At 68.3% G+C, this 5,813-nt stretch carries 6 protein-coding genes and 1 pseudogene; 5 read left to right on the top strand and 2 right to left on the bottom strand.

The genetic code is table 11. The features are described 5' to 3' along the window. Positions 1–346 (top strand): annotated as a pseudogene (locus DQP56_RS22230) (alcohol dehydrogenase); the annotation flags it as partial. Positions 347–358: 12 nt separating this feature from the next. Here DQP56_RS22230 and DQP56_RS22225 read toward each other — a convergent pair. After that, positions 359–1,144, bottom strand: a complete 786-nt coding sequence (locus DQP56_RS22225) for a Coq4 family protein (protein ID WP_112689124.1) — start codon at positions 1,142–1,144, stop codon at positions 359–361. Between the two features lie 58 nt (positions 1,145–1,202). Between DQP56_RS22225 and DQP56_RS22220 the strand changes: the two genes are divergently transcribed. The 4 genes from DQP56_RS22220 to pdxT all read left to right on the top strand — a co-directional run bounded on the left by DQP56_RS22220 (position 1,203) and on the right by pdxT (position 4,294). Then, the gene (locus tag DQP56_RS22220) at positions 1,203–1,856 is read left to right on the top strand and encodes a TetR/AcrR family transcriptional regulator (RefSeq protein ID WP_112689122.1); all 654 of its coding nucleotides are present in this window, start codon (positions 1,203–1,205) and stop codon (positions 1,854–1,856) included. Between the two features lie 72 nt (positions 1,857–1,928). After that, positions 1,929–2,846: a pyridoxal 5'-phosphate synthase lyase subunit PdxS gene (gene pdxS / locus DQP56_RS22215; protein ID WP_112689126.1), complete on the top strand. Its 918-nt coding sequence runs from the start codon at positions 1,929–1,931 to the stop codon at positions 2,844–2,846. Between the two features lie 9 nt (positions 2,847–2,855). Beyond that, entirely contained in the window at positions 2,856–3,701 is an 846-nt protein-coding gene (gene tesB / locus DQP56_RS22210) for an acyl-CoA thioesterase II (RefSeq protein WP_112689120.1), read from the top strand. Beyond that, positions 3,698–4,294, top strand: a complete 597-nt coding sequence (pdxT, locus tag DQP56_RS22205) for a pyridoxal 5'-phosphate synthase glutaminase subunit PdxT (RefSeq protein ID WP_112689118.1) — start codon at positions 3,698–3,700, stop codon at positions 4,292–4,294. The genes tesB and pdxT overlap by 4 nt, the downstream gene beginning before the upstream one ends. A 7-nt stretch (positions 4,295–4,301) precedes the next feature. On the opposite strand, the gene DQP56_RS22200 is transcribed toward pdxT, so the two are convergent. Next, positions 4,302–5,813: cellulase family glycosylhydrolase (locus DQP56_RS22200; protein ID WP_112689116.1), on the bottom strand; the 1,512-nt coding region annotated here is incomplete at its 5' end.

Genomic DNA, 5,813 nt, shown 5'->3' with positions numbered 1-5,813 from the left:
GGCCGCGCTGCGCGCGCTCGGCGGGGTGTCGGTGGTGCTGGCCACCGCCGCCAATTCGCAGGCGATGGCCGATACGCTGGGCGGCCTGGTGCCGCGTGGCGAACTGGTCATCATCGGTGTCACCGCAGATCCGCTGCCGATCGCCCCGGTGCAGTTGATCGGGCCGGGGCTCAGCGTGTCCGGTCACCCGTCGGGCACCGCCCGCGACGTCGAGGAAACCATGGCGTTTGCGGTGCTGTCGGGGGTGCGGGCCCGCATCGAGGAGCGGCCGCTGGCCCAGGCGGCCGAGGCATACGCCGCCATGGCACAGGGCCGGGCCCGCTACCGCATGGTCTTGACGATGTGACCTGTCACCGGCTCACGCCGAGAGGCCCGCGTCGTAGTCCCACCGGGTGGGTGGCGTCATTCCCGGCGGCATCCACCCGATGAACAGGTGCCCGTCGCGATGCGCGCGGGCGGTCGGCTCGATTCCCAGCAGTTCGCGCACCTCGGCGAGCGGCTTGTCCAGCAGCTCTTCATAGGGGGCGGCCATCAGGTTGTCGGCGCGTTGCCCCCGACGGACCGCCTCACGGAAATAGCGCAGCTTGCGGCGTGGGGAGGCGGGGATCAGGGGCCCCAGCAATCCGAGGGTGAGCGCCTTGAGCGCACCGGAGGGCTCCATCTGGCCGCAGTGGAAGCCGAGGTTGCCGAACTCTCCGCCCATGTCCGGACCGTAACCACCGAGGGTGTGGAACATGTCGTGCAGGGCGGTGCCGCGCCGCATCATGTAGAAGAAATCGTCATCCCAGCCGCGGCGTTCGGCGATCGGCCGGATCACGGTGTCCACGTCGAACACGCCGGCATCGAGCCGGTTGGTGCGCAGAAAAGACCGGTAGGCGTGGCCCAGCGATCCCGCCGGCAGCGAAGCCAGGTGGTCGTCGTCGCCCAGCAGCGCCAACAGATCGGGCTTCTCGGAGAACAGCTTCCGGCCGTTGGGATGTGCCCGCAGCTGGTGGTAGCTGCGCGCCAGGATCGGAGCCGCCAGGCCCACGATCAACTCGAAGGCGGAGCCCCCGTTCTTGCCCGGGTTGGCCAGCAGCCGCCACGAGCCGAAGACTGCCGCCCAGTCACGCTGCTCGGGTACACCAGTAAGCGTTGCGGCCATGCGACGATCCTTTCACCGGATGCCTCGATAATAGACATTTGAATGGAGATGTCCATATATGTCAGCGAAGACGGCCCGCGGCCGAGGCAGGCCACCCGGTGGTGGCAATCCTCCCGAGCACGCTCGGGAGTTGCTGCTCGACGCCGCGGAACGGTCGTTTGCGCGCCGGGGCTACCGCGCGTCGACGATGCAGGTCATCGCGCGGGACGCCGGCTACACCCGCGCGGTGATCTATCGGCATTTCGGCAGCCGGGACCAGTTGCTGGACGCGTTGGTGGTGCGCGTCGCCGGACGCAAAATGGCCGCCATCGCCGCCCGGCTCGAGACCACCACCGACCCCGGCGAGCTGGTGACCGAGTCACTGGTGATCGTGGCCACCGAAGTCGGCCAGGACCCCCTGCTGCGGGTGATCTCCGAGCACACCGACGAGGGCAACGTCGCCGCGATGATCGCCCGGTCGGCAACCCTGAGCGAGGTGCTCGCCGGGCAGTTCGAGATGGGATTTCACCAGGCGGGCGACAAACTGCGCGCCGGCCTGCGCCCCGGCGACGCCGCCCGCTTCGTGTTGTCGGTCGCGCTCGGGTTGCTGCTGGGGCTCGTTCCCGGCGCCGACGACGCCGAACAGGTCCGCCGGTATGTGCAGGTGTTCGTGCTCCCCGCGCTGGTCGCCGATCCGTCGCCGGCCGGGCCGGTGTTCACCGCGCCGGGGTAACAAGCGGGAAAACCGGTGGCGTCGGCCCACTACACTGAGCGGGTATCAGTGGCCAGCAAGGAGAAGCATTCAGTGGACAGCGCGGCGCAGAACGGTTCGGCACCCGGCGGGCAGACGGGTACTGCGCGAGTAAAGCGCGGGATGGCCGAGATGCTCAAGGGCGGCGTCATCATGGACGTCGTCACCCCCGAACAAGCCCGGATCGCCGAGGGGGCCGGCGCCGTCGCGGTGATGGCGCTGGAGCGGGTGCCCGCCGACATCCGCGCTCAGGGCGGGGTGTCGCGGATGAGCGACCCCGACATGATCGAGAGCATCATCGCCGCGGTCACCATCCCGGTGATGGCCAAGGTGCGTATCGGGCACTTCGTCGAAGCGCAGATCCTGCAAAGCCTCGGAGTGGACTACATCGACGAGTCCGAGGTGCTCACCCCGGCCGACTACAGCCACCACATCGACAAGTGGCAGTTCACTGTTCCGTTCGTGTGCGGGGCGACCAACCTCGGTGAGGCGCTGCGCCGGATCACCGAGGGCGCGGCCATGATCCGCTCCAAGGGCGAGGCCGGAACCGGCGATGTCTCCAACGCCACCACCCACATGCGTGCCATCGGCGGCGAGATCCGCCGGCTCACCTCGCTGTCTGAGGACGAATTGTTCGTCGCGGCAAAGGAACTGCAGGCGCCTTACGAACTGGTCGCCGAAGTCGCCAAGGTCGGCAAGCTGCCGGTGACGCTGTTCACCGCCGGCGGGATCGCCACCCCGGCCGATGCGGCGATGATGATGCAACTCGGCGCAGAGGGGGTGTTCGTCGGGTCCGGCATCTTCAAGTCCGGTGACCCGGCGGCGCGGGCCGCGGCCATCGTCAAGGCCACCACCTTCCATGACGACCCCGACGTGCTGGCGCGGGTTTCGCGGGGCCTGGGCGAGGCGATGGTCGGCATCAACGTAGAGGACATCGCCCAACCGCACCGGCTTGCCGAACGCGGCTGGTAGACGTTCCCCGTGGCGATCGAAGAGATCCTCGATCTCGAGCAACTCGAGATCAACATCTACCGCGGTAGTGTGTTCAGTCCGTTCTCGGCCGACAACCAGCGCACCTTCGGCGGGCACGTCGCCGGGCAGGCGCTGGTGTCGGCGGTGCGCACCGTGGACCCGAAGTTCCGGGTCCATTCCCTGCACGGCTATTTTCTGCGGCCAGGGGATGCCAAGGCGCCCACGGTTTTTCTGGTCGAACGCGTGCGTGACGGCGGTTCGTTCTGTACGCGGCGGGTCGATGCGGTGCAGCACGGCGAGACGATCTTCAACATGTCGGCGTCGTTCCAGAGCGAGCAACGCGGTATCGAGCACCAGGATGCGATGCCCGACGCGCCCGTGCCCCAGGACCTGCCCGACATCGCCGCCATGAAGGCGTTCGACGACGAGGGTTTCAAGGCATTCGCCGAGTGGGAGCTGCGCCGGGTGCCGCGCGAGCTGTTACCGCACGTTCCGGGCAAGGTCGCCGAACAGCAGGTCTGGTTCCGCCACCGCGATCGACTTCCCGACGATCAGGTACTGCACATCTGTGCGCTGGCCTATATGAGCGACCTGACGTTGCTGGGCTCCGCCTGGTCGATCCACCCCGCCGACCGCGACCACCTGCAGGTGGCCTCACTGGACCATGCGATGTGGTTCATGCGCCCCTTCCGGGCAGACGAGTGGCTGCTCTATGACCAGTCGTCGCCGTCGGCGAGCGCCGGCCGGGCACTGACCCAGGGCAAGATCTACAACCAGGCCGGGGACATGGTGGCGGCCGTCATGCAAGAGGGGCTGACCAGATACCCGTCCGGATACACCCCCGCCGGTCAGTGAGCGGCCCGCGCATCGGCGTGCTCGCACTACAGGGCGATGTGCGCGAACACCTCGCCGCAGTTGCCGGCGTCGGCGCAGAGCCGGTGCCGGTGCGTCGCCGTGCGGAACTCGACGCCGTCGAGGCGCTGCTGCTTCCCGGCGGGGAGTCGACCACCATGAGTCATCTGCTGCGCGAACTGGAACTGGTCGATGTGCTGCGGGCGCGGCTGGCCGAGGGGATGCCGGCCTACGGATCTTGTGCGGGAATGATCCTGTTGGCGAGTGAGATCGTCGATGCCGGCGCTGAGGGGCGTGCCGCCATCCCGTTGGCCGGTATCGATATGACGGTGCGGCGCAACGCTTTCGGACGACAGGTCGACTCCTTCGAGGGCGACGTGACCTTCGCCGGACTGGCCGAGCCGGTGCATGCGGTGTTCATCCGGGCGCCCTGGGTGGAGCACGTCGGACCCGAGGTGCAGGTGCTGGCCGAGGTCGCCGGGCATCCGGTCGCGGTGCGGCAGGGCGGCGTGCTGGCCACCTCGTTTCACCCGGAAGTGACCGGTGATCGCCGAATCCACCGGCTGTTCGTCGACATCGTCGCCGGGCGCGCCTGATCGGCCGTCAGCCGGCGGGGCGCACCGTGACGCTGACGGTGCCGGCCCCGGGATCTGATGCGATCGTCAACACCGCGGCGTTGGGGCCCGACACCACCTGACCGCCGGTGACACTCACCTGATAGCCGTTCGGATATTCCATCGCCGGCGTCGAGATCGTGGTGATCGAGCCGGCATCGAAGCTGCCCAGGCCGTCGACCCGGTCGGTGGTGTAGCGGAACTGGAAGGTCCCGGTTGTCGGGTCGAACGACCAGGAGCCCGGGGTGCCCGAGATCGCCTGCGGGTACGGGGTGGCCAGCGCTGCCAGTTTCTCGGTGTCGACGTTGTCGCTGGTCGGCGGCTGGGCGGGGTCGGCGACCAGCCAGCCGTTGCCGCCGCCGGTGGTGGTGATGTCGCCCTTGTCGCTGTACTCCCACTCGGCCCAGCCGATGCGGTTCGCATCGGCGATCCGCAGCATGTCGCTGATGTGCGCGTAGTCGTTGGTCGCGCCGAATTCCGTCAGGAGCACCGGGATGTTGTGCGCGTTCCCGTAGGCCACCGCATTGGTCGCGCTCTGAGCGCCGAGTCCCAGGCCGGGCAGGAAGCTGTCGGCGTAGTCGTGGAATGACAGCACGGTGTTCGGGTCGTCGACGGTGCCCAGCGTCAGCGGCAGCCCGTTGGTGGTGAGCAGATCCGGTTCGAAGTACACCGGCGTGCTCGGGTCGACGGCCCGGATGGCGGCGTCGACCTGGTTGTAGAACGGTGTCAGTATTCCGGTCCCGAAGTAGCTACCCAGCCCGTAGCTGCCGCCCCAGGGTTCGTTCATGATCTCGTAGCCGGCGACATTCGGATTACCGTTGAAGTAATCGGCGACGTACTCCCACATCTGCGCGTAATGGTTGGACAGCCCCATGCCGTCGGGGGCTTCGGCGTTGGACCACAGCGCATCCCAGGCGTTGTACTGCGCCGGATTGAAGAAGTAGTCGTACGGGAAGCCCAGGCTCGGGTTGGGCAGCCCGCCGGTCTGGGTGGCCCACTCCGGTGCGCCCTCGCCGCCGAACACACTGCTGTAGCCGTCCTGGTGCATGTCGAGGATGACGCGGATGCCATGGCGCGCCAGCGTCTGGACGGTCTCGTCGATGGTGTCCAGGTAGGACCGGTCGAAGACGCCGGGCTGGGGTTCCACACCGGCCCAGATCACGCCCAACCGCACCACATTGAAGCCGTTGTCGGCCAAGAACTGTGCGTCGTCGTCGCCGAAGCCGATGGCTGACGGCGCGAACGGCGCGATCTTGTACACCTCGTTGAGGCCGTGCAACATCACCGCCCGGCCGTCGCTGTCGGTGATCCAGGTGCCGGTGCTGTCGAGTCCGCCGGTGGTCACGACCGGCGGACCGCTCGTCAACGTGCCGAATGCGCCGACCGCGCCGTGGCTGCCGAGCAGCCCGCCGGTGCCGCCTGCTCCGCCGAGGGCGGGCAGGCCGTTGAGCGTGTCGCCGCGGGTCGAGGTCCGGTTCCAGTTCCCGATCGCCTCCGCCCA

The sequence above is a fragment of the Mycolicibacter senuensis genome, assembly GCF_003284925.1.
In the GTDB taxonomy this organism is placed as follows: Bacteria; Actinomycetota; Actinomycetes; order Mycobacteriales; family Mycobacteriaceae; genus Mycobacterium; species Mycobacterium algericum_A.
Note: the sequence above shows the minus strand (reverse complement) of the source record. Positions and strands in the feature narration are given on the sequence as shown.